This window comes from Halofilum ochraceum (assembly GCF_001614315.2).
In the GTDB taxonomy this organism is placed as follows: domain Bacteria; phylum Pseudomonadota; class Gammaproteobacteria; order XJ16; family Halofilaceae; genus Halofilum; species Halofilum ochraceum.
Window position 1 is genome coordinate 377,060 of record NZ_LVEG02000004.1, and the last position, 20,455, is coordinate 397,514.

General features: G+C 66.6%; 20 protein-coding genes. 10 read left to right on the forward strand and 10 right to left on the reverse strand.

Going from position 1 to position 20,455, the window contains the following annotated elements; translation table 11 throughout:
* The first annotated feature begins 218 nt into the window (after nt 1-218).
* Nucleotides 219-1,580 carry a metalloprotease PmbA gene (gene pmbA / locus A0W70_RS05800; RefSeq protein ID WP_175443069.1) on the forward strand — a complete coding sequence of 454 codons (1,362 nt, stop codon included), beginning with the start codon at nt 219-221 and terminating at the stop codon, nt 1,578-1,580.
* Nucleotides 1,581-1,586: 6 nt separating this feature from the next.
* Here the strand turns inward: pmbA and A0W70_RS05805 are convergent, their stop codons facing one another.
* Genes A0W70_RS05805 through purM form a run of 3 tightly spaced genes read right to left on the reverse strand, consistent with a single transcriptional unit; the run spans nt 1,587 to nt 4,088 of the window.
* Entirely contained in the window at nt 1,587-2,345 is a 759-nt protein-coding gene (locus A0W70_RS05805) for a DUF3108 domain-containing protein (protein ID WP_067561366.1), read from the reverse strand.
* A complete protein-coding gene (gene purN, locus A0W70_RS05810) occupies nt 2,335-3,030 on the reverse strand; it encodes a phosphoribosylglycinamide formyltransferase (protein ID WP_067561368.1) in 696 nt (231 codons plus the stop codon). The genes A0W70_RS05805 and purN overlap by 11 nt, the downstream gene beginning before the upstream one ends.
* A complete protein-coding gene (gene purM, locus A0W70_RS05815; RefSeq protein WP_067561663.1) occupies nt 3,027-4,088 on the reverse strand; it encodes a phosphoribosylformylglycinamidine cyclo-ligase in 1,062 nt (353 codons plus the stop codon). Before purM ends, purN begins: the two co-directional genes overlap by 4 nt.
* Here purM and A0W70_RS05820 point away from each other — a divergent pair.
* Both A0W70_RS05820 and hda read left to right on the forward strand, forming a co-directional pair.
* Nucleotides 4,087-5,403 carry a DUF2066 domain-containing protein gene (locus tag A0W70_RS05820; protein WP_070988383.1) on the forward strand — a complete coding sequence of 439 codons (1,317 nt, stop codon included), beginning with the start codon at nt 4,087-4,089 and terminating at the stop codon, nt 5,401-5,403. The two genes, purM and A0W70_RS05820, sit on opposite strands and share 2 nt — an antisense overlap.
* Before the next feature lie 9 nt (nt 5,404-5,412).
* The gene (gene hda / locus A0W70_RS05825) at nt 5,413-6,132 is read left to right on the forward strand and encodes a DnaA regulatory inactivator Hda (RefSeq protein ID WP_067561372.1); all 720 of its coding nucleotides are present in this window, start codon (nt 5,413-5,415) and stop codon (nt 6,130-6,132) included.
* Nucleotides 6,133-6,371: 239 nt separating this feature from the next.
* Here the strand turns inward: hda and A0W70_RS05830 are convergent, their stop codons facing one another.
* Both A0W70_RS05830 and wrbA read right to left on the reverse strand, forming a co-directional pair.
* Nucleotides 6,372-6,740 (reverse strand): DUF2069 domain-containing protein, encoded by a 369-nt coding sequence (locus A0W70_RS05830; protein ID WP_245675815.1) that lies wholly within the window; start codon nt 6,738-6,740, stop codon nt 6,372-6,374.
* Nucleotides 6,737-7,339: an NAD(P)H:quinone oxidoreductase gene (gene wrbA / locus A0W70_RS05835; protein ID WP_067561375.1), complete on the reverse strand. Its 603-nt coding sequence runs from the start codon at nt 7,337-7,339 to the stop codon at nt 6,737-6,739. The genes A0W70_RS05830 and wrbA overlap by 4 nt, the downstream gene beginning before the upstream one ends.
* Before the next feature lie 275 nt (nt 7,340-7,614).
* On the opposite strand from wrbA, the gene A0W70_RS05840 reads away from it, so the two are divergent.
* From A0W70_RS05840 to tfpB, 4 genes are all read left to right on the forward strand, one after another.
* Nucleotides 7,615-7,824, forward strand: a complete 210-nt coding sequence (locus tag A0W70_RS05840) for a DUF4398 domain-containing protein (protein WP_067561666.1) — start codon at nt 7,615-7,617, stop codon at nt 7,822-7,824.
* A 189-nt stretch (nt 7,825-8,013) separates the two neighbouring features.
* Nucleotides 8,014-8,646: a LysM peptidoglycan-binding domain-containing protein gene (locus A0W70_RS17135; RefSeq protein ID WP_245675816.1), complete on the forward strand. Its 633-nt coding sequence runs from the start codon at nt 8,014-8,016 to the stop codon at nt 8,644-8,646.
* Nucleotides 8,647-8,812: 166 nt separating this feature from the next.
* Complete coding sequence (locus tag A0W70_RS05850) at nt 8,813-9,085, forward strand: acylphosphatase (RefSeq protein ID WP_067561376.1); 273 nt, start codon at nt 8,813-8,815, stop codon at nt 9,083-9,085.
* Between the two features lie 174 nt (nt 9,086-9,259).
* Nucleotides 9,260-11,053 (forward strand): type IV pilus assembly ATPase TfpB, encoded by a 1,794-nt coding sequence (gene tfpB / locus A0W70_RS05855; protein ID WP_067561377.1) that lies wholly within the window; start codon nt 9,260-9,262, stop codon nt 11,051-11,053.
* A gap of 408 nt (nt 11,054-11,461) precedes the next feature.
* Here tfpB and A0W70_RS05860 read toward each other — a convergent pair whose 3' ends face one another.
* From A0W70_RS05860 to mltF, 5 genes are all read right to left on the reverse strand, one after another.
* Complete coding sequence (locus A0W70_RS05860; protein ID WP_070988384.1) at nt 11,462-11,788, reverse strand: hypothetical protein; 327 nt, start codon at nt 11,786-11,788, stop codon at nt 11,462-11,464.
* Nucleotides 11,789-11,858: 70 nt separating this feature from the next.
* Nucleotides 11,859-12,839, reverse strand: coding sequence for a DMT family transporter (locus tag A0W70_RS05865; RefSeq protein ID WP_067561382.1), 981 nt, complete (start codon nt 12,837-12,839; stop codon nt 11,859-11,861).
* Between the two features lie 137 nt (nt 12,840-12,976).
* Nucleotides 12,977-13,837: a hypothetical protein gene (locus tag A0W70_RS05870; RefSeq protein ID WP_067561383.1), complete on the reverse strand. Its 861-nt coding sequence runs from the start codon at nt 13,835-13,837 to the stop codon at nt 12,977-12,979.
* Between the two features lie 30 nt (nt 13,838-13,867).
* Nucleotides 13,868-14,896, reverse strand: coding sequence for an Ldh family oxidoreductase (locus A0W70_RS05875; protein WP_067561384.1), 1,029 nt, complete (start codon nt 14,894-14,896; stop codon nt 13,868-13,870).
* Between the two features lie 104 nt (nt 14,897-15,000).
* On the reverse strand, nt 15,001-16,413 hold the full coding sequence (gene mltF, locus A0W70_RS05880; RefSeq protein WP_067561385.1) for a membrane-bound lytic murein transglycosylase MltF: 1,413 nt from the start codon (nt 16,411-16,413) through the stop codon (nt 15,001-15,003).
* Nucleotides 16,414-16,611: 198 nt separating this feature from the next.
* Between mltF and A0W70_RS17240 the strand changes: the two genes are divergently transcribed.
* The 3 genes from A0W70_RS17240 to fhuF are packed head-to-tail and all read left to right on the forward strand — an operon-like array spanning nt 16,612 to nt 20,418.
* A complete protein-coding gene (locus tag A0W70_RS17240; RefSeq protein WP_067561390.1) occupies nt 16,612-18,753 on the forward strand; it encodes a TonB-dependent receptor in 2,142 nt (713 codons plus the stop codon).
* A 2-nt stretch (nt 18,754-18,755) separates the two neighbouring features.
* A complete protein-coding gene (locus A0W70_RS05890) occupies nt 18,756-19,640 on the forward strand; it encodes an ATP-binding cassette domain-containing protein (RefSeq protein WP_245675817.1) in 885 nt (294 codons plus the stop codon).
* A 4-nt stretch (nt 19,641-19,644) separates the two neighbouring features.
* Entirely contained in the window at nt 19,645-20,418 is a 774-nt protein-coding gene (gene fhuF, locus A0W70_RS05895; RefSeq protein WP_067561391.1) for a siderophore-iron reductase FhuF, read from the forward strand.
* The last annotated feature ends 37 nt before the right edge of the window (nt 20,419-20,455 follow it).

The window sequence follows — 20,455 nt, forward strand, 5'->3', positions numbered from 1 at the left end:
GGTCACAGATCGCGAACGCGTGATTTTACTCCACTGGAGTTTTTGACCTTATCTGTGTCTATCTGTCGTTAAGGCACCAGACTTCACTGCCGACAACACTTCAGCGAAGCTCCCCGGAACCATAGAAGCCCTGCGGCAGCATTCGTGTCCATTCGTGTTCATTCGTGGTTCTTGATTTTTAGTCCGGTTCAGCGGCAGAGACCGCTGATGGAGAAACGATGAGTTCCGTGCCCGTGCAGTCAGACCGGACCGGTGGCGATCTGCCGGCGGCGAGTGAGTTGGAGCGGCTGGTGGAGCAGGCGCTGGCGAGTGCGCAGGCCGAGGGGGCGACCGCGGCCGAGGCCGGGGCGAGCGTGGCCGATGGTCTGTCCGTGAGCGTGCGCGGCGGCGAGGTCGAGACGGTCGAGTATCAGCGCGACCGCAGTCTCGCCATCACCGTGTTCATCGGCCAGCGCACCGGCTCGGCGGCGACCAGCGACTTCCGCGACGAGGCGGTCCAGGACACGGTCGCGGCCGCCTGCCGGATCGCGCGCTTCACCGCGGAGGATCCGTACGCCGGCCTCGCCGATGCCGAACTCATGGCCCGCGAGGTGCCCGACCTCGACCTGTATCACCCCTGGGGACTCGATGCGGAAGCGGCGATCGAGCGGGCCCTTGCCTGCGAGCATGCGGCCCGTGCCGATGAGCGCATCACCAATACCGAGGGTGCCGGCGTCAACGCCCACGCCGCCGTCTCCACGTACGGCAACACGCATGGTTTCCTGCAGACGGTCCACGGCACCCGCCACGGTATCGATTGCGCCGTGATCGCCGGGCATGGCGACCACATGCAGCGTGATTTCTGGTACACGGTCGCGCGCGCGCCGGAGGATCTCGAGTCGCCCGAGGCGGTCGGCCGGCGGGCCGCCGAGCGCACCATCGCCCGGATCGGTGCCGACCAGATCGCCACGACCGAGTGTCCGGTGCTGTTCGTGCCGGAGATGGCGCGTTCGATCGTCGGCCATCTGGTCGGCGCCGTGCGCGGCAGCGCGCTCTACCGGGAGGCGACGTTCCTCGCCGGACGGCGGGGCGAGCAACTGTTCCCGGAATTCGTGCGCATCCACGAACAACCGCATCTGCCGCGCGCGATGGGCTCCTGTGCGTTCGACCGCGAGGGCGTGGCGACCGCACCGCGCGATCTCGTCAGCGATGGCGTGCTGCGCGATTACGTGCTGGACAGTTACAGCGCGCGCCGGCTGGGTATGGAGACGACCGGCAATGCGGGTGGGGTGCACAACCTCACGCTCGAGCCGGGCGATGAAGACTTCGAGCAGCTGCTCGCGCGGATGGGGACGGGGCTCGTCGTCACCGAGATGATGGGGATGGGCGTGAACATGGTAACCGGCGACTACTCACGCGGCGCCGCCGGTTACTGGGTGGAAAATGGGCGCATCGCCCAGCCCGTCCAGGAGGTCACCGTCGCCGGCACGCTGGAGCGGATGTTCGCGGGGATCGTCGCCATTGGCAGCGATCTGGATACGCGCGCCAATATCCGGACGCCGTCCGTGTTGATCGACCGCCTGACCGTCGCCGGATCCTGAGCGGCGTCAGTCGGACTGGGCGGCTTCGCCTTTCAGGCCGGTGAGTTCGAGGCGGCCGGTCAGATCGCCGTTCTTGCGCTGGTCGATCCGGACCGCGACCCAGTCGAGTTCCGGCGCCAGCCACGTGATGGTCTCGCGTTTCTTGCCCCTGCGGACCCGCTCAACCCGCACGGTGTCGAAGGTGCCAAAAGGCACGCTGATCGATTCGCGCCCGGCTTGCCGGAACACGAGCGTCTCGCGTTCGCCATCGTCGTCGATCGTGGCGATACGCACATCCTGATCGCCGCGCGCGACGTGCTGGATCATGGCCAGTGTGGCCGAGAACCCGTCGAGCGTGTCCTTTTTGAGGTTGAGCGTACGTACGCCGTCCGCGTCCCGGACCGTCGCCGCGCGCGCCGCCCAGTCGAAATCTACCCGGACATTGTCCTCTTTGTCCGGGTCGCTGTGATCATAGACCGTCGGGCGGAGCCGGCCGTTATGCGCTTCCAGCCGGGTGGACTCGATCGCCTGGCCGGAGACGAACAGGCTCGCCAGGCCACTGGCCTCGGTGATGCTGCGGTAGTGCCAGCCCCCCGTGTCGGGCTGCAGGCTGATGGCCGTGGTGCCGAGCTGGATGGAGCCGTTGGTCACGCGGTACTCCGCGTGGAAGGTCGACAGGGGCGTGGGCAGCGCGTTGCCTCCGGCCATGGTCGCGAGCGAGAGCAGCCACAGGCACGTAGCCAGCAGAAAGCGGTTGCCCGGGCGGTAGGGGGCGTCAGTCGACACGGTCGCGGGATTCCTCCGGGAGCGGTTCGTCCTCGATGTCATGTGGATCGATGATCGGGGCCGCGAGCTTGGCGCCGTCGAGGCGGGCGGTGCGGCCATCGAACGTGAGCCGGCCCTGCGCGAACCAGCGCACGGCCAGCGGAAAGATGCGGTGCTCGCGCTCAAGCACCCGCGCGGCCAGTGTTTCTTCGGTATCGCCGGCCCGGACAGGGACGCTCGCCTGCAGGACGGCGGGACCGCCGTCGAGTTCCGGGGTGACGAAGTGCACGGTGGCCCCGTGGCGCTCGACGCCGGCCTCTAGGGCCCGGCGGTGGGTGTGCAGGCCACGAAAATCGGGCAGCAGCGATGGATGGATGTTGAGCATCCGATCCCGATATCGCTCGATGAAACCATCGGTCAGAATCCGCATGAAGCCGGCCAGCACGATCAGGGCCGGCCCGTGGCGGTCGATGGTCTCCGCGAGCGCGGCGTCGAAGGCTGCCCGGTCCCCGTACGCCTTGTGATCGATGACTTGCGCGGCCACGCCGTGCGCGTCGGCGCGGTCGAGAGCGGTGACCCCGGGGCGGTTGCTGATGACGGCGCGGAAATCGACCGGGAGGTCGCCGCGCGCATGCGCCGCGAGCAGCGCCTCCAGATTGGTCCCGCGCCCGGAGACCAGAACGACGATCGGCAGTCCGCCCTTCAAGAAACGGCCCCGGTGATCACTTCGGGCTCGGATTCGTCCGATGCCTCGATCCGGCCGATGCGCCACACCGTCTCGCCCGCGCCGGCGAGCGCCGCCTCGGCCGCGGCCGCGCCCGTCTCCGGAACCACCACGCACATACCGATGCCGCAGTTGAACGTACGCAGCATCTCGCGTTCCTCGATCTCCCCGGCGTCCTGCAGCCAGTCGAACACGGGCGGCCGCTCCCAGCTTTGCGGGTCGATGCGGGCGCAGGTCCCGGCGGGGAGTACGCGGGGGAGGTTCTCGAGCAGCCCGCCCCCCGTGATATGCGCCAGTGCATGGACCTCATGCTCGCCGAGCAGGGCCAGCAGCGAGCGGACATAGATCCGCGTCGGTGCCATCAGGGCGGCCCCGAGCGTGGTGTCACCGCAGGGCATGGCCGGATCGGCGCCGCTGCGCTCGAGTACCCGCCGGATAAGCGAATAACCGTTCGAGTGCGGACCCGACGCGGCGAGGCCGAGCACGCAGTCGCCCGGCGCGACGCGCGTTGGGTCGAGGATCCGGTCACGCTCGACCGCGCCGACGCAGAAACCGGCGAGGTCGTAGTCCCCGGCCGCGTACATGCCCGGCATCTCCGCCGTCTCGCCGCCGATGAGTGCGCAGCCGGCCTCGCTGCAGCCGGCTGCGATACCGCGGATGACGGTCGCAGCGACTTCTTCATCGAGCTTGCCGGTGGCGTAGTAATCGAGGAAGAACTGCGGCTCGGCCCCGGTGACGATCACGTCGTTGACGCACATCGCGACCAGGTCGATGCCGATCGAGTCGTGGCGGTCGAGGTCGCGCGCGAGTCGCAGTTTGGTGCCGACGCCATCGGTGCCGGAGACGAGTACCGGCTGGCGGAAGCGGCTCATATCGAGCGCGAACAGGCCGCCGAAGCCGCCGAGTCCGCCGAGCACCTCGGGTCTTCGGGTGGCCGCCACGTCGGCGCCGATCCGGTCGACCAGACGCTCGCCGGCATCGATGTCCACGCCGGCGTCGCGGTACGTAAGAGGGCCGGGAGCTGAATCGGAGTCGGTCATGGGCGATGGCAACGTCTGCAGCAGCGAGCAAAAATGGTATTGTACCTCGCCGTTTCGGTCACCGGATATGCGCCCCGCCGCCATGCGCCTCTTTCTTTCGCTGTTACTGCTGTTCATCGCCCTGCTGCTGCCCTTCGCGAGCGCGCAGGCCGTTACCATCGAGGATCTCCACACGGCCTCCGTCGAGGTCGACGACAAGAGCGGGAAAGAGCGCACCAGGGCGTTCCGCGAGGGACTGGAGCGCGTGCTGGTCAAAATGGCCGGCAGCGCGGCCGTGCTGGATCGCGACGGTATCGACGCGTTACTGGAGAGCCCGGACGGATTCGTCCAGCGCTATCGCTACGATCCGATCGAGGATGGCGATCGGGAGGATGAAGCCGAGACCGATGAGGAGGACGAAGGCGGCCCGCAGTTCCGCCTGGTCGTCAGTTATACGGGGGGTCGCATCGAGCAGCGCCTCGAGGAGCTGGAGGTCGTCGTCTGGGGTGAGCAACGCCCCGAGGTGCTGGTGTGGCTCGCGATCGACGATGGCCGGGAGCGGCGCATACTCGCCGCGGACGGTGATTCCGCGGCCTTCAAGGCCCTGATGGAAGCCGCCAGCCGCCGTGCGCTGCCCGTGATGCTGCCGTTGATGGATACGCGCGACCGCGAGAAGGTCGATTTCGTGGATATCAGTGGTGGTTTCCTGGACACACTGGAGACGGCGTCTGAACGCTACCGCGGCGATATCCTGCTGGTGGGGCATCTGCGTCGTGGCAGCGGCGAATGGCGCGGTGACTGGACGCTCGTCGGTGCGGGCGAGCGCCGCGCCTGGGGTGGGATCGGCGACGGTGTCGGTGCCGCCGTGGCCACGGGTGTCGATGGCGCGACCGATCGCCTGGCCGCCATGCTCGCCGGCCAGGGCGGGGAGCGGACCCGGCTGAGCGCGCGGATCGAAGGTGTGGCGTCGCTCGATGATTATGCCCGGGTCAAGGAATACATCGAGGGCCTCGTCCGCATCCGCTCGTTCGCGCTGCGCGAGGTCCGGCCCGAGGAGCTGGTGTTCGATCTGGAGGTCCGCGGTGGCGCCGGCGAGTTCGAGCGCGCCGTGGCCCTGGGCGATGTCCTGGAAAAGGTCGAACGGCGCGAGCCTGCTGATCGCGACGGTGAGTCCGACGGCGACGGGATGGACTCATGGTCGACCGGTGACGGGGAGCGTGACGGCGGTAACACGGATCCGGATCCGGACAGCGCATCGGAGGCCGGAGCCACGCCCGGCGAGGATGGCGAAGCGGATGCCCCCCGGACGCAGATCGTTTTCCGCCTGACGGACTGACAGACCCTCATGGCGACCCATGCCGACCCGTTCGGTCCGCAGATGCCACTCGGCATATCGCTGGCGCCCGGCGCGACGTTCGAGGCCTTCTTTGTGGGCCCGAACCGGTTCGCCGTCGAAGTCCTGCGCGGGATGGCCGAGGGTACCGGCGAGCGCCAGGCATTCCTGGCTTCCGAGGCCGGCCTCGGCAAGAGCCATCTGCTGCAGGCGACCTGCCGGCGCGCCGGTGATGCGGGCGCGCGCTGCGCCTGGCTGCCGCTGGACGGCGAGGCCGGTGCGCATGCCGGGATCCTGGAAGGCCTGGAGGCGCTGGATCTGATCGCGCTCGACGCACTCGACGCCGTGGTCGGAGATGCGGCGTGGGAGCGCGGTCTGTTCGGCCTGATCAACGCCGCTCGCGCCAGTGGCGCGCGACTGCTGTTCGCGGCGGGAGCGGTCCCGGCCGAACTGCCACTCGCGCTGCCCGACCTCGCCTCGCGCCTGACCTGGGGGCCCGTGCTGCAGTTGGCGCCGCTCGACGAGACGGAGAAGCGCGAGGCCCTCACCGCGCGGGCCGGGGTGCTCGGGCTGGAATTGCCTGATGCCGTGGCCGATTATCTGCTGCGCCACTTCCCGCGCGACCTCGCCGGGCAACTCGAACGCCTGGATACCCTCGATCGCGCATCGCTGGCCAGCGGCCGCCGGTTGACCGTGCCCTTCGTGAAAGAGGTGCTGGCGCGGGCTCGCTGACCGGCGTCGCTCGCGGCACAACTGCGTGAGCGCGTAGCCAAGCACGGCGTTGCACGCTGCCATGGATGGGGCTGCCGCGGGGAACCCGACATCTCGATCGAGACGGTGGGGATTCCCTCGAAGGGTCTCGACTCGACCCGTTGGGTATCGGTGGCGCTCAACCCGACCTACGTAACCGAGTCCACAGTTGCGTAGGTTGGGTTGACGAAGGAAACCCGACACACGAAGCGATCCAGTGGCTATCCGCCGTCCGCGCGCAATTCCCGGCCGCGGCAGCGCGTGTAGCCTACCGTTGCGGTGAACAGGGTCGTGCTCGCCACTACCGTCGCCCAGCCGAGCCAGATCGGCTCCGTCCCGGCCGCGACCGCATCGACACCGAGGATGAAATAGGGGAGGGCGAGGAAGCTCGTCCATGCATGGGTATACAGGCGCCCGTGCAGAAGGCCCCGCAGCGGAAACAGCAGCGGTACGGCGGTCAGAATGAGGGCGATCGCGATCGGCATTCGCTCCGGCGGGGCAAGCCAGGTGAACCAGTTCAGCATCAGCACGAGCAGGGCGAAGTAGGCCGCCAGCGCGGCGGCCCGGTACGACATCGTGACCGGGCTCAATTCGGCTGATTCCCGAGACGGGCCGTGACATCGGCGAGGCGATGGCCGAGGGCGCGGCAGAGGGTCTTTTCGCTGGCGGCGAACGCGCGCGCGCCGTCGAAGCCCGTCACCCGGCTCGCGCCGTAAGGGGTGCCGCCGCCATCGGTTTCCATCAGCGCGCTCTCCGTATACGGCAGGCCCAGGACCATCATGCCGTGGTGCAGCAACGGCAGCATCATCGACAGCAGCGTGGTCTCCTGACCGCCATGGGGGCTGGACGACGCCGTGAATACGCCGGCGGGTTTGCCGGCCAGCTCGCCGCTGAACCATGTGCTCGTCGAGTGATCCCAGAAATGCTTCAGCGGCGACGCCATGTTGCCGAAGTGCGTGGGCGACCCCAAGGCGAGGCCGGCACATTCGAACAGATCCTGCTCGCTCGCGTAGGGCGGGCCATCGGCCGGGATCTCGTCGGCGACGCGTTCGGTCTCCGGGGATACCGCTGGCACCGTCCGCACGCGGGCCTGCATGCCGTCGACGGACTGGATGCCGCGTGCAACCTGTGCCGCCATCTCTGCGACACCTCCGGTCGCGCTGTAATAGAGGACAAGGATGTCGGTCATGGATATGGTCCGTGGTCGCGGATTACAGTCAGGGTCGCCGGGTAGGCGATCCTGGCGGCGTGCGTGGCTTGGTGTCCGGCGCGCGCGGCCGGATCCCGCCCCCGATCGCGGCTTGACCGTCCCCGGGGGTGGTGCTAGCTTCCGACCACCCGTCGGGCGGCACAGCCAGCATGAGCATAATCGATTCGCGACGCGCGCGAAAAGGCGTCATCCCTCTCCTCGTGAGCGTTCTGCTGCTCCTTTCGGGCGGCTGTGCTGGTGTGCCCTACCAGGAAATGAGTGACGCACGCCAGGCCATAGAATCGGCCGAGGCGGTGGTCATCGAGGGTGACGGCGGTGACGCCCAACTCCAGCGTGCGCGCGATCTGCTCGAAACGGCCGAAGAAAAACTCCACGCTGGCGAGTATGGTGCGGCGCGTGATACCGCCGAACGGGCCAAACGTCTGGCCATCGAGGCGCGCGAACGGGCCGGGACGCAAGACTGATAAGTGTTCCCGGAGCCACGGTGAGAAGCGGTTCACACCCTGGCGTGGTCAGCTTGACCGGTCCCACGGGGGGTGATAGCTTCAATTCAGCGCCTCGTACAATCAGGGCTCGCCCACTGACGCCTTGAAAACAATGAACCGAGTAGCGTTCTACAAGACTTTTTCCCTGTGCCTGGAGGCAACCGGATCATGAAGATTTCCGCCTATACCAAGCGCCTGAGCGTAGCAGCTCTCGTGCTCGGCCTTGCGGTCGGCTGCGCAACCGCGCCCGAGCAGGAAGCCGAAACCTGTGAAGGCATCAGTCCCGATGTGCAGGCCGCCATTGATGAGGCCAAGTCGGTCAACGCCGATGCCCGCGCGATGGGGGCGGAGTGGCGTGGAGCCCGCAAGATCATCAATCAGGCCGAAGCGGCCGGCTCCGAGTGTGACGACGACCGCGCCATGCGTCTCGCCGACGAGGCGCAGATGATGGCCAACGAGTCGATCGAGGCCTATCGCCGCATGCAGGAAGAGCAGCGGATGGCCGAAGAAGAACAGGAACCGGAACACCGCGACTACACCGTCAAGCGCGGCGACACGCTGTGGGGAATCTCCGGGCGCTCGGTGGGCTACAACGATCCCTACCAGTGGCCGCTGATCTACAAGGCGAACGAGGACAAGATCAAGGACGCCGATCTGATCTATCCGAATCAGGAGTTCAAGATCATGGCTGATCCGAGTTCGTCTGAGGTCAACCGGGCCATCGATCACGCCAAGAACCGTGGCGAGTGGGAACTCGGTGTAACCGAAGGTTCGGATCTGCGTTACCTCAGCGGCAACTGATGGTTGCAGGCCTCGCGGCCTGCGCCGTTGAAGTCGAAAGCCCCGCGCGCAGCGCGGGGCTTTTTTTTGTCCGGCGATGGGGCGCTATACTTGATCCGGTCTGGATCGGTCGCCGCGGCGGCTGGCCCACTGGCAACGATCGGTACAGATGATCCCGGAGTGATTCATGAAACGCGCGATTCACTGCCTGGTGAGCGGCCACGTCCAGGGCGTCTTCTTCCGGGCGTCGGCGAGCGAACGGGCGCACGAGCTCGGCGTGTCCGGCTGGGCGCGCAATCTGCCCGATGGGCGGGTCGAGGTGCTGGCAGCCGGCGAAGATGATGCCGTCGATGCCTTCCGCGAATGGCTCGGCCATGGCCCCTCCGCTGCCCGCGTCGATCGGGTGGAGGAGACCGCGGCGAACCCCGGCGATGCCCCGCCGGAATTCGAGGTCCGCTGATCACCACTCGCTCCGGCTCCCATCGTCGGCGCATGGCCATGTCGGTGTCGCCAGACAGCAGCCACGCACGGCTGCGGCATGAGGCCGTGTCTCGTACAGAGCGGATCCGGTGCGCGAGCGGTGGCGCCACAGTCCGCAAAGCACGGCCGGTGAAGGGTTGGAGCGCGCTGATCCATGGCTGAATCGAAACGACGGAACACCGGTCACGGCCGCCTGACGCTGGAACGCGTGATCGGGGATCTCGTCGCTGAAGGGCATCTCACGGAAGAGAGCCGACGCCTGCTCGGCGGTCTCTACAGTGGCCGTGATCTCGGGGGGCGTCATGCAATCGAGATCATCGCCGATCGCGACTGGCCGGACGCGGCTCGTCCGGAACGCAGACTGACGCTGGAATGGCTGACCGAGTGGGTCGCCTCGCACGCGGAGCTGCCGTTCGTGCGGATCGATCCCCTTCGGGTCGACGTCAGCCGCATCACCGGCGTGATGTCCTACGCCTACGCGAAACGGTTCAATATCCTGGCGCTGGAAGTCGGCGATGACGAAGTGACCGTCGCCACGGCCGAACCGTACGAGCGCGAGTGGGAGAAGGAACTCGAATCGATCCTGAAATGTTCGATCCGTCGCGTGATCGCCAATCCCCGCGACATCGAACGCTATCTCCTCGAGTTCTATACGCTGTCCCGCTCGGTTGTCGGCGCGAGCCGCGAGCAGAGCGATCGCCCGGTTGGCACATCCGTACAGAACCTGGAACAACTCACCGAACTCGGCCGCAAGGGGCAGCTCGACGCGGACGACCAGCACATCGTCAGCATCGTCGACTGGCTGCTCCAGTACGCGTTCGATCAGCGCGCCAGCGATATCCATATCGAGCCGCGCCGCGAGCAGTGCTCGGTGCGCTTCCGGATCGATGGCGTGCTGCACTATGTCTACGAGATACCGGCGCCGCTGATGGCCGCGGTCGCGAGTCGCATCAAGATCCTCGGTCGCATGGATGTGGCGGAGAAGCGCCGTCCCCAGGACGGGCGTATCAAGACCCGCACGCCGGAGGGGCGCGAGATCGAACTGCGGTTGTCGACGATGCCGACGGCATTCGGCGAGAAGCTGGTCCTGCGGATCTTCAACCCCGACGTGCTGGTGCAGGATATGCACGCGCTCGGGCTGTCACGGCAGGACGGCGCCGTATGGCAGGACATGATCCATCAATCCTACGGTATCGTGCTCGTCACCGGTCCAACCGGCTCCGGGAAGACGACCACGCTCTACTCGAGCCTGAAACAACTGGCGACCGCCGACGTCAACGTGTCCACGATCGAGGACCCGATCGAGCTGGTCGAGCCGAGTTTCAACCAGATGCAGGTGCAGCACGGGATCGGCGTCGATTTCGCCAGCGGCGTCCGCACGCTGCTGCGTCAGGACCCGGACATCATCATGGTCGGCGAGATCCGCGATCGGGAAACGGCCGAGATGGCCGCCCAGGCCGCGCTCACCGGACACCTGGTCCTGTCGACGCTGCACACGAACGATGCGCCGTCGGCGCTGACGCGTCTGGTCGAACTCGGTACGCCGCCTTATCTGATCAGCGGTACGCTGCTCGGCGTCATGGCGCAACGGCTCGTGCGCACGCTCTGTCCCCACTGTCGGGAGCCGGCGGAGCCGGATGCCGAGGAATGGAACCGGATGGTCCAGCCATTCACCTCGAAGGTCCCGGAACGGATCAACCGTCCGGTCGGGTGCCTGGAGTGCCGCAATACCGGTTTCCTCGGGCGCACCGGACTGTACGAACTGCTGCGCATCTCACCGGCCGTAAGGAACCTGGTCGGCCCCGAATGCGATACGGCGGAGATCCGGCGTCAGGGTCTGCGCGAGCAGATGCGCCCGCTGCGCCTGGCCGGCGCGCGCAAGGTGGCGGCGGGGGAGACGACCATGGCGGAGGTGATGCGCGTGACACCGTCACCCGAGGGACACTGACGGGCGGCCGCAATCGGAAAGCGACACATACCGCACCTCGGGCAGTCTCGCCTGACGGAAAAGACTCAAGGTCCGCGGTAGGGTGTAGGCCGGTTTTGCGCGGTCCGAGGTGATGATGCCGGCGTTGGCATCTCACCGCGCAATGCCGGCATTCCCCGGCGGCCGATGCCGGTGCACACTTGAAACGTAACCGGCGCCGGGGAAAACCGGCCTACGCATCTGAACCGGCGGGCGGGTTGCGGTGCAACCGATGCGCGCGTCCATCTGCCGCGAACACGCGCTTACGCCCTCGCAGGCAGCCGACGTATACTTTTTGGCCCTTGGCCCTTGGCCCTTGGCCCTTGGCCCTGCTCAAGGGGTTACTGCATCAAGGCACGCCGGCCGTGGTGCCCGATCCCGGGCGCCTGATCAGCCCTGATCGGGCGTCCAGATACCGGAGCTGCGCTGTTCGCCCGCGGACTGGCCACCGCCACTACCGGGCTGTGCCGCCTCCATTTCCTGCTGCGATTCAACATCGTCGACCACGCCGGCGGCGAATTCCTGGAGCTGCTGCAGGAATTCCTTCTTCTTGTCCGTATCCGCATTCAGCTGACCGAGCATGAAGCCGGTTACGGCCGCCAGGTACTGCGCGCAGACACCGCTGTCGGATGCGCGCGGGTCGTCCTGCTGTACCCGCTGCTGGATATCGCGGACCATCTCGACCGACAACTGGAGTTCCTGTTCGCTTTCGCTCATCTTCGGGCTCTGTATTGGAATTTGGCCCGGCATTGTAGCATCCAGCCCGCGCGTAACCCGACCACCATGATCACGGCGCGCGCGATTCCGTTCGCGGCGGCTCGGTTTCCGGGGGCGGCGTGGTCGTTGGCCCGGGAGGTGGCTCGGGGACCTCGGTGGCGGGCTGCGCGCCGACCCTCGGCTTACGCCCGCTCCCGGCCGTGGAGCGGTTCACGACCCAGGTCGCGAGGATCACGATGGCGCCGCCAAACAGCGTGCGGGTGGACGGTACCTCCTCGAACAGCAACAGCGTGAAGGCGACCCCGAAAACCGGCATCAGCACGTAGTACGGAATAACGTGAGCGACCGGGTAATGCCGGTAGAGCGAGAACATGCCCACATGCGCCAGCAGAGACACGGCCAGCGCGGAGTGCAGCACGACGCCCCAGGCCACCGGGCCGGCGCTGCGGATCGCCTGCCATTGGCCCGTTTCGAAGACGACGGACAACAGCGCAAGGGGCAGGATTGCGCTCGCGGCCATCCAGCCGTTCATCACGAAGGGCGATACGCTTCGCAGCGAACGGGCGAACAGCGTGGCGGTGGCGTAACAGAACGCACTCGCGGCGATGACGCCCAGGGCCGGCAGATCCCGTGCCAGCGCCGGTTCGAACGCGATGAGCAGGACGCCGGCGAACGCGGCGACGATGGCCCCCCAGGTCAACGGGCGCACCCGCTCGCCGAGGACCAGTCGCCCGAGCACGACCGCGAACGGGATGCTGAGCTGGGTGCCGATGACGATGGGGGATACCGTATCGGCCATTCCCAGCGCGGTATACATCGTGGCGTAGACGCCGACACCCATGGACGCGCAGAAGCCGACCAGCGCCCAGCCCTGGCCTTTCTGCGGATGCGCGAAGCGCCACAGCGGCAACAGCGCGAGCGTGAGTACGGTGCTGCGTAGCGCCGCGAATTCGAATGGCGGGAAGTGCCCGACCCCGAGCTTGCCAACGGGATAGGCGCTGCCGAAAAGGGCCATGATGAACAGTATCGCGACGAGATGCCTGGCCTGCATACGGAATCGTTCCCCGATCGGCGTTGCTCACAAGGGCTGTGCCGGTGACATCCGCGGTGGGGCGATGTCGCGCGCGGCCGGCCGCAGCGACGGTACCACGATCGCGCATGATGCCCGACCCTGGCCGCTGTGCCGGGTCAGTATCCGGAGAGTCCAGTGGCCGTCACGACCACGGCCAGGAACACCGCGAGTTGCGGCACGAGATCCGTCAACAATTGCAGGCGTAGCCGGCGGCAGGCGGGGCCGCCTCCGGCCAGTTGCCACGGATCGACCGCAAGCTGTATGACCGTCCGGGGCAGGTCGATCAGCGTCGCCGCGCCGAGCAGGAACATCGCCGGCAGGAACGTACCGCCGTCGATCGTCGGGGACCGGGTGGCGAGCGCGACCACCAGACACGCGGCGGCGATCGCGATCTCGCGCCCCCGGACCCCGCGCCGGTTGCGCACTTCGTTCGTGAACGCCGCGCGCGAGTCATCGTCCAGCCCCCTGGCGCCCCGCCCGCGGTCGAGTGCCACCGCCGCTTCCGCCTTGCGCAGCGGCCGTCCCTGCGCCAGTACTCCCTGGACATACTCGCGTGCGACCGGATCGCGCACGTCGGCGAACAGGGTCTCCAGCCGTTTTGTATCCAGCGGCTCGACGTCGATCCGCTGCGCCATCGCGCGGTGCTCCAGCGCGGCCCGCGCATGCTGGAAGGCGAGATGGGCGAGCGCGACCAGCAGCAGGCCGCTCAACAGCAGCACAAGCACCTCTGATGCGGTGGTTAACCGTGGAACTGTTGCGGCGCTGATGGAAAGCGCCTGTGCGATGCCGGCCGCGAGTGCCAGGGCCGTGCCGAAACGCGCAAGGCCCAGCGCCTCGTGCGCGCGCCGGAATCGGATCAGGCGGGCGTCGATCTCCGGCTGGGTCGGCGGCGGGGTGTCGAGATGCAGCGCGAAGAACTGCCGCCATGCCCCCCAGGCCAGCTCGAACCGTTCGTCATCCGGCGCGTCGTCGTTCATGCGTGCAGGGACCGGGCCGGGTGGTACGGATCAGGCGGTGCCCGCGATGAAGGCCTGGATCTGCTCATGCAGTGACCGGGGGATCGTAACGCCCTCGGCCGCCGTGCGCTCACGCGCCTCGAAACGGCGCTGGCCGGGCAGCCGCGTCCCGTCCTGTTCGAGGATCCGCTGGAAGAGCCGTTCCGCGTGCTCGATCTGGGCCTCGCGATTGCCGTCCGTGACGCAGCGCGCGGGATCGATCGCGATCAGGAATTCGCCACCACGCGGCGCGCCGACGCCGGCCTGGTCGTATTCGCCGGCCTCGTAACTGAACAGATCGCCGATCAGCGCTCCCGCGAGCAGCTCGACCATCAGCGCGATGGAGGCCCCTTTGTGGCCTCCGAACGGCAACTGGGCTCCGGCGAGGGCGGTTTCCGGGTCGGTGGTCGGCTGACCGTCCGGCCCCACCGCCCAGCCCTCGGGGATCGGTTTACCCTCGCGCAGATGGACCTGGATCTCTCCGCGGGCGCTGGCGGCCGACGCCTGGTCGAACACGATCGGCGGCTTGCCGTTGCGCGGCCACGCGAAGGCCATGGGATTGGTGCCGTACAGCGGCTTGCTGCCGCCCGCGGGGGCCACGTAATCGATGGCGCCGGTGAATGCGAATCCGACCATGCCGGCGTCCGCCAGGCGCTCGACTTCGGGCCAGAGGGCGGAAATGTGGAATACGTTGGTCAGACAAAGCGCGGCGATACCCTGTTCGCGCGTGCGTTCGATCAACGCATTGCAGCCCGTCTCCAGCGCGAGCGGGGCGAAACCGAGGCCGCCGTCGATACGCAGGATGGACGGAGCCAGTTCCTCCAGACGCGGTTCCGCCAGGGGGGAAACACCGCTTTCCCGCATCGCGCGGACGAAAAAGGGGATCCGGAACAGGCCATGGGAATGGCATTGATCGCGTTCGGCGGCCGTGACGGTGTCGGCGATCGCCCGCGCCTGTTCGGCTGAGCAGCCGTTCGCTTCACAGGCGCTGCGCGCGAGTTCGTGGACCTCGTCGAGGCGCAGTTGCAGGGTGTCGCTCATGCGGTACGCTCCATCGGGTTCCTGCGGTCTGGGTGCCATGCTACGGCAAACGCACGGCGTGTCCCAGGCCCGTCAGAACCGATGCATACCACGTTTCCGGAAGATCAGGGAACGCTGACCGCCGCCTGGTGTGGTATGGCTCGTATCGGATCGTCGGCGAGTTCGTTGGCGAGCACGTGGTGGTACTCACGGATCCGCTGGACGTACCGAACCGGTTCGTGGCCGCGCGCGTACCCGTACTTCAGTGTGCGGTAATACTTCGGATCGGACAGCAGTGGCAGCATGCGTTTGATATCCCGCCAGTGCCACGGGCTGAGGCCATGGCGCCGCGCCAGTACCTGCGCATCGTGCATGTGCGCGCGACCCACGTTGTAGGCGGCCAGCGCGAGGAAGGTCCGATCGGGCTCGGTGACTTCATCGGTGAACCGCTCTTTCATCCGGGCCATGTATTCGGCGCCGCCGAAGATGCTCTGGCGGGGATCGAGCCGGTCGGAGACGCCCACCTCACTGGCGGTGACTTGCGTGAGCATCATGATGCCCCGAACGCCGGTGGGGCTGCGGGCTTCTTCGCGCCAGTGCGACTCCTGGTAGGCCTGGGCCGAGAGCAGCACAAATGATAGATCGTGCTTTTTCGCCGCCTCACGGAACCATTGCCGGTAGCGCGGGAAACGCTGGTCCGTGCGGCGGATCAGGTAGCGGACATCAACGTAGTCGAAGGCCTTGAAGAAGCCGTAATACTTCTCGTGCAGGTCATCGAGGCGGCCGGCGGAGCGGTATTCGTCCAGCCAGCGGGTGACCGCGGCATCCAGCCGTTCGGCATCACGGGGCATCGCCCAGGCGAGGCGTTGCTCCCGCGACAGATTCATCGGCGTCAGCAGCTCCGGGTAATAGCGCTGGTTGATCGCCGTGATGTGCGAATCGGCGACCGTGCAGTCGATCTCGCGGTCCCAGACAGCGCGCAGCAGCGCATGGGTGCCGACGTCCGCGACGGATTGCCATTCCGGAACGGGATAGCCCTGCTCGGCGAGCGTTTCCAGTAACTCCGCGTAACTGCTGTCGGCCACGACCTGGAGCTTATCCACTTCGGACAGTCCACGCAGATTTTCCGGCTGGACGGTATCTCGCCGGCACACCACCTGTTGCGTGATCCGCTGGTAGGCGGGGCCGAAACGCAGCCACTGCTGCCGCTCCGGGGTAACAGTCAGGCCGGCCGCCGCGAGATCGCCTTCGCCGGCACGCAATGCCTCGAGAATAGCGCCTGTGGACGAATATTCGCGGTAGACGGCGTCGACGCCCAGTGAATCCGCGAACGCCTCCACGAGTTCGTATTCCGGGCCGCTGCGCTGACCGTCGCGATTGATGTAGAGGGTCGTCGGGGCGTTGCGCGTGAGGACGATCAGTTCGCCGGAATCGCGGATCTGCTGGAGCGGACGGGTGGCGGACGCGGTCGACTGCGCCGCAAGCGCCAGCAGCGCCGAACCGATACCGACCGCGATGACGCGCCTCGTTCCGTGCATGACGGAAACTCCCCCTGATTGATCCTTTCTGCGATCAAGGGTAGCAACGATCGAGCGCTTCGGCCTGGGTGGCGGGGCGAAGTGGATTGACACCAGTTATAGGAATGCGAATAATTCGCAACTCGATTAGCGATATTCCGATTGTGTGCCAACGCCTGGCACCACGCCGCGAAAGAAACCAATCCGGGGGATAACAAAATGCGATTCCGTCGTTCCGCGCAGGCCACTGCCGTCTGCCAGGCCATCGGTCTAATGGGGATCACGATTCTTGGGGCCGGGTCGGTCCACGCCCAGAACGGCGACAAAGGTGGCGACAATCTCGAGCCTGTGGTCGTGTCGGCGACCCGCACGGAGAAACCCGTTTCCGAGCTCGCGCGGTCGGTGACCGTCGTGGACGAGCAGCAAATCGAGGAGCAGGCGAGCCTCGATCGCAATCTGGGCACGATCCTGGCGAAAACGGTTCCCGGCATGGGGCCGAGTACCGAGGCCAACAGCAACTTCGGCCAGTCGTTGCGTGGACGCAATTTCCTTGTCCTGATCGATGGCATCCCGCAGTCCACGCCGCTGCGCGACGGCTTCCGCGACCTCAACACCATCGCGCCGTCGTCGATCGAGCGCATCGAAGTTATTCGAGGCGGTACCGCCGTCTACGGCTTCGGCGCGGCCGGCGGGCTTGTCAACATCATTACGAAGGAGCCCTCCGACAAGCCGGTCGCCGGCTATTCGCAGGGCGGCGCGAGCTTCTCGACCGAGGAGACCGATGACTCGGGTATCTATGAAACGGAGCACCGTGTTTCCGGTACTTCGGACCAGTGGGACTATCTGCTGTCGGGCTCGTACGTGGAGCGTAACGGCCGCTTCGATTCCGAAGGCCGCCGCATCCCGCCGAATCCACTGGGTTCTCAGGGCGGCTTCTCGGACACCGATGAATTCAGTCTGCTCGGCAAGGCCGGCTATGAATTCGACGGTGGTGATCAGCGGATCGAGGTCATGCTCAATCACTTCGAGAATGAGCAGGACTCCGACTACACTTTTGGCGCCACCGGTTTTACGACCACCAGCGACCCGACGCCGAACAGCAGAAGGACGCCGGCCATCCGGGTCGAGGATGCGCAGCCGGGCAGTACGGCACTGGTTGATCCGGGGACCGAAAACACGACCGGTAACTTGACGTGGCTCCACCGTGATCTCGGCGGGAGCCAGGTGCGGCTGAACACATACTTCGGCGATCAGTCGGTCGTTTTCCCGCGTTTCCCGAATTTCCCGCAGGGCGAGATCGAGTCCGAGAAATTCGGCTCACGCGTCACCGTGAATACGCCGATCACGCTGAAGGAGACGGGAGCCACGGTGATCTGGGGCGTGGATTATCTCGGCGACGAAACGCAGGCGAACCGTTTCGGTCCCGGCGCGACTTCCGACGTGCCTGACATGGACCAGGATGCCTTCGCGGTTTTTGGCGATCTGGAAGTTCCGATGGGTGACATCGGCCTCCTGCGCGGCGGCGTGCGGCATGAAGAGATCGAAGTCGATGTCGGCACGGTGCAGTCGAACCAGTTCGGCAATACGGTCACGGGCGGCACGCTCGATTACAGCGAGACCCTGTTCAACCTGAGCAGCGTGTTCTACCTGAGTGAATCGTCAGAGGTTTTCGCGAGTTATTCCCAGGGCTTTTCCATCGCCGATATCGGACGCGTGATCCGCGATGCGGGTCCGTTCTCCGGCGGCGCCACATTCAGCGCCGAGGAATTCGAATCGGACGCCGAGAAAGTCGACAACTATGAACTCGGTTACCGGTTCTTCCAGGGGCCGGTCAGCGGCTCGCTGATCGCCTTCTACAGCGAATCGGATAACGGCGCGACCTTCAACCAGAACCTGCAGATCCAGAAATTCAGCGAAACCATCCACGGGATCGAGGCGACGCTCGACTACGCTGTCAATCGGCGTACAAACATCGGCGGCACCTTCTCATGGGCTGAGGGTGAAAGTGAGGACGAAACGGGTGCAACCCAGGATCTGCCCAATACCCGGGTCTCGCCGGAGAAGCTGACGGGTTATGTCGAATACAGTCCGAGCGGTGGCTGGGACAATCGCCTGCAGGTCCAGGCCATCGGTGATCGCGATCCGGACACCAACCAGTTCGGTGGCGGCGAGGTCGATGGCTACACCCTGGTCGACTTCACCACCCGCTATGAGGTCGGGCCGGGGGCAGTCCGGGTGTCGCTCAGCAACCTGCTGAATGAGGACTACTACCCGGCCGTCAATCAGGCGTTCGACTCCTCGTTCGCGTACGCAAAGGGACCAGGCCGACGGCTTGGCGTCAGTTACGCGATGGAGTGGTAGGCGTGCCCACCGGGGGGCCGGGTAGCGCATCCGGTTTCCCCCGCCGCCCCGGTTTCGGCGACAATCGTGGCCAGTACCAGTCGGAGTGCATCGGCATGCAGAGCGGCGTTGATGAAGGAGGTTTCGCGGTCACGGGGGTGGGTTTCCGGGTGCCGGAGCGGGAACTGCTCGCGGGCATTGATCTGACGCTGCGCCCGGGCCGTCTGTACGGCCTGATCGGCCATAATGGCTCCGGCAAGACCACGCTGTTGAAACTGCTGGCCCGCCAGCAGACACCCACCACCGGGTGGATCACTTTCGACGGTACGCCGCTGCAGCAGTGGTCCCAGCGGGAACTGGCGTGCCGGATCGGCTACATGGCGCAGCAGCCGCCAGAGGCGACCGGGCTGACCGTCCGCGAGTTGACCGCGCTGGGGCGCTATCCGTGGCACGGCGCCATTGGCCGCTTCACGGCGGACGATCGGGCGCACGTCGATGAGGCGTTGCGGCTGACCGAAGTGGAGGATCTTTCGGGGCGTCTGGTCGATACGCTGTCCGGCGGCGAGCGCCAGCGGGCATGGCTGGCGATGCTGGTCGCGCAGGACAGCCGCTGTATGCTTCTGGATGAGCCCATATCGGCGCTCGACGTAGCCCACCAGATGGACGTGATGGAGCGGATCCGGCACCTGTGTCTCGAACGCGGGCTCACGGTCGTCGCCGTCCTCCATGACGTGAACATCGCCGCCCGTTTCTGCGATGAGCTCGTAGCCCTGCACGGCGGCCAGCGCGTGGTTACCGGCACACCGGCGGAGGTCGTTCAGCCGGAAACACTCGAGCGTATCTACGGCGTGCCGATGGGTGTCATGCACACGCCCGAGCACGCGCTGCCGATCAGCTACGTCGCCTAAAGCGATGCGCACGCCCGCCGAAGGGGAGCGCGTCGGCAATGGTTCGCCGGAGATGCCGCTGCCCGACGCCTTGCACGCGCTGCTCCGGGAGCGCTGGCCTTTCTGCTGTGATCGGATTCTCCTTCACCCCTCCGTTGGCGATGCGGTTCCCCTGACCGGATCCGATGCCGATCGTGCGCTGTGCGACTGTTTCGAGCGCTGGTGCGGGGGAATGCAGGGCGAGGACCGGCGCGGCCTGGGGTCGCTCTGGACGCAGTGGTATGCCGTGACCGTCTGGCCGCCGCTCGTCGCGGGGATTCTCTTGCTGGGACGGGCGCCGCGGTTCGAATGCCGCGAGACGCGGCTGCTGGTGGATGAAGACGGCTGTCCGAGCGGTCTCGGCATCGCGCCCGAAGTGCAGAGTGGCGATCCGGCAACGCTGCTCGACGCGCTGACCGCTGCGCACGCGACTCCATTGATCAACGCGGTGGCCGAGGCCACTGCAACGGCGCCGCGCGTGCCGTGGAGCAACGTGGCCAACGTGCTCGGATGGATGCTGGCGGAACTCGGAACCGTCGCCGACGAGGCTACGCTGGCACCCGGTTATGAACTGTTGACCCGACGCCACCAGCCCGACGGACGCCCCAATCCGCTGTATCTGGGCGCCAGGCGCGTGGCTGTGCCCGGACGTCCGGCCCGACGAGTGTGCTGTCTGCGTTACCGCCTGAGCGGGTTCGACTACTGTGGCGACTGTCCGATCACCTGCTCTTGTGGAACCTCTGATGATCGGGGGGCCTGACCGTCGGGGTTTTGGTGATGCACGGGTGCGCCACGCA

What these genes read in the sequence shown, in the direction of transcription:
- A0W70_RS05870 (WP_067561383.1), bottom strand. Translation starts at nt 13,837, where the DNA reads ATGAACGACGACGCGCCGGATGACGAACGGTTCGAGCTGGCCTGGGGG.
- A0W70_RS05820 (WP_070988383.1), top strand. Translation starts at nt 4,087, where the DNA reads ATGGGCGATGGCAACGTCTGCAGCAGCGAGCAAAAATGGTATTGTACC.
- A0W70_RS05865 (WP_067561382.1), bottom strand. Translation starts at nt 12,839, where the DNA reads ATGCAGGCCAGGCATCTCGTCGCGATACTGTTCATCATGGCCCTTTTC.
- pmbA (WP_175443069.1), top strand. Translation starts at nt 219, where the DNA reads ATGAGTTCCGTGCCCGTGCAGTCAGACCGGACCGGTGGCGATCTGCCG.
- purM (WP_067561663.1), bottom strand. Translation starts at nt 4,088, where the DNA reads ATGACCGACTCCGATTCAGCTCCCGGCCCTCTTACGTACCGCGACGCC.
- A0W70_RS17240 (WP_067561390.1), top strand. Translation starts at nt 16,612, where the DNA reads ATGCGATTCCGTCGTTCCGCGCAGGCCACTGCCGTCTGCCAGGCCATC.
- hda (WP_067561372.1), top strand. Translation starts at nt 5,413, where the DNA reads ATGGCGACCCATGCCGACCCGTTCGGTCCGCAGATGCCACTCGGCATA.
- A0W70_RS05840 (WP_067561666.1), top strand. Translation starts at nt 7,615, where the DNA reads ATGAGTGACGCACGCCAGGCCATAGAATCGGCCGAGGCGGTGGTCATC.
- mltF (WP_067561385.1), bottom strand. Translation starts at nt 16,413, where the DNA reads ATGCACGGAACGAGGCGCGTCATCGCGGTCGGTATCGGTTCGGCGCTG.
- wrbA (WP_067561375.1), bottom strand. Translation starts at nt 7,339, where the DNA reads ATGACCGACATCCTTGTCCTCTATTACAGCGCGACCGGAGGTGTCGCA.
- A0W70_RS05875 (WP_067561384.1), bottom strand. Translation starts at nt 14,896, where the DNA reads ATGAGCGACACCCTGCAACTGCGCCTCGACGAGGTCCACGAACTCGCG.
- A0W70_RS05860 (WP_070988384.1), bottom strand. Translation starts at nt 11,788, where the DNA reads ATGAGCGAAAGCGAACAGGAACTCCAGTTGTCGGTCGAGATGGTCCGC.
- tfpB (WP_067561377.1), top strand. Translation starts at nt 9,260, where the DNA reads ATGGCTGAATCGAAACGACGGAACACCGGTCACGGCCGCCTGACGCTG.
- A0W70_RS05850 (WP_067561376.1), top strand. Translation starts at nt 8,813, where the DNA reads ATGAAACGCGCGATTCACTGCCTGGTGAGCGGCCACGTCCAGGGCGTC.
- fhuF (WP_067561391.1), top strand. Translation starts at nt 19,645, where the DNA reads ATGCGCACGCCCGCCGAAGGGGAGCGCGTCGGCAATGGTTCGCCGGAG.
- A0W70_RS17135 (WP_245675816.1), top strand. Translation starts at nt 8,014, where the DNA reads ATGAAGATTTCCGCCTATACCAAGCGCCTGAGCGTAGCAGCTCTCGTG.